The organism is Methylobacterium sp. J-070, from assembly GCF_022829385.1.
In the GTDB taxonomy this organism is placed as follows: domain Bacteria; phylum Pseudomonadota; class Alphaproteobacteria; order Rhizobiales; family Beijerinckiaceae; genus Methylobacterium.
Map to the genome: position 1 here is coordinate 1 of NZ_JAKSXX010000139.1, position 1359 is coordinate 1359.

At 62.5% G+C, this 1359-nt stretch carries 2 protein-coding genes and 1 pseudogene; 2 read left to right on the forward strand and 1 reads right to left on the reverse strand.

Annotated elements, in window-relative coordinates; genetic code table 11:
* Together MKL01_RS35730 and MKL01_RS13555 are read left to right on the forward strand one after the other, a co-directional pair.
* A partial coding sequence (locus MKL01_RS35730) for a DUF1236 domain-containing protein (RefSeq protein ID WP_279604610.1) occupies positions 1-78 on the forward strand: 78 nt, incomplete at its 5' end.
* Between the two features lie 186 nt (positions 79-264).
* On the forward strand, positions 265-666 hold the full coding sequence (locus MKL01_RS13555; protein ID WP_243905742.1) for a hypothetical protein: 402 nt from the start codon (positions 265-267) through the stop codon (positions 664-666).
* 29 nt (positions 667-695) lie between these two features.
* Here the strand turns inward: MKL01_RS13555 and MKL01_RS13560 are convergent.
* Positions 696-1123: pseudogene (locus tag MKL01_RS13560) on the reverse strand (hypothetical protein).
* Positions 1124-1359: the final 236 nt, after the last annotated feature.

Sequence of the window (1359 nt, forward strand, 5' to 3'; positions counted from 1 at the left end):
TACAGTTACACAATCGTCAATGGCCACCCGGTGCTCGTCGAGCCAGGGAGCCGGCGCATCGTGGAGGTGATCGAGTGATGGCCAATTCCCGCATATCTGATCCGACGGGCCCCAATCTACCACTCTCCGCGATCTACCGCCGACCGAGCCTACTCCCGGCGATCCGAGCGGACCTGGGCAATCGCGTAGATGAAGCCGCTCAGCAGATGCTGTGGCTGTAAAGTCGCGGTTAGCTATCACAGAAAATCGGTCGGAACGGCGAGCTTGACCATTCGTTCTGCCGACATGGAACACTATCGATCCACCCTTGCGAGCACGGCGATCGCAGTCATCGGACTGCTTGTCGCCGCCCATGCCCTACACCCGGGCAACTACGAGCAATCGGATCGTAGGTCGCGGGTCGTTACAGTGGCCATCGAGGCTCCGTCGCCTCCTACGATCTGGAGCAACCCACCGAGGAAACTGCACAGCAGCGAGCCCGCCATGCTGATGGCAGATAGCCAAGCGTTGCTGGCGCATCGTCCGACGGTGGCTCTGCAGTCGGGAGTGCGAATGTTGCCGACATTATCGGGCAGGCTGGTGCCACCAGCCTCGCATGGGAACGCCGCAGAGGGCGACCCTATTGGCGATCTGATCCGCAACTTGGACCTCGATCAGAACAGCTGACAACCCAATTCTCTACTGCCTACGCGAACCTATCCGTAGGGACCGCTGAACAGGTCGCCGAGCGCCTTCCGGCAGAACAGTGTGCGCCAGCGTCGCCTCTGATGCTCCGGCCGGTCGTGGATGATGTGGCACCTCTGGCAGAAGGCGGCGAGGTTGGCGTCCGCGTTGTTGGCGGTGTCGTGGTCCCGATGGGCCGTGGCCAGCACGACTTTCGTCACCCTGACCCCAGCCCCGAGATCGTCAAGGCTCGGAGGGTTGGAGACCGGCTTCCCCCTCTCGTCGCGCCCCGTGCCCAGCTCCCGGTCCCACCAGCGGCCATCCGAGAGGCAGTAGACCTTCTGCCCACGTGGTCGCCCAACCCCCTCGCAGCGCCACCAGCCCGCCCGAACCGGATCACGGCCGAGAGCTGCGGCCAGTCGATGGGGTAGAAGAAGCGGTGCTCGGGCCGGATCGGCATGGGGCGCTGAGAGCGAGGGACCGACCCACTCTACGGCTGGCTGAAAGGGCCGTTCTGTACCATCTCCGCCACAGTGGCGAGCCGACGTGACGGGACGCTGCAACCAAACCGCAACCGAGATGTTGTGTCGCTCGGTCGTGTGTATCGCGATGTATTCCGACAATCTAACGCATATTCATGGATGGTTTACTATACCGGATCGCACGACCGGCCGGTGATGTGTCCATAAAACTACA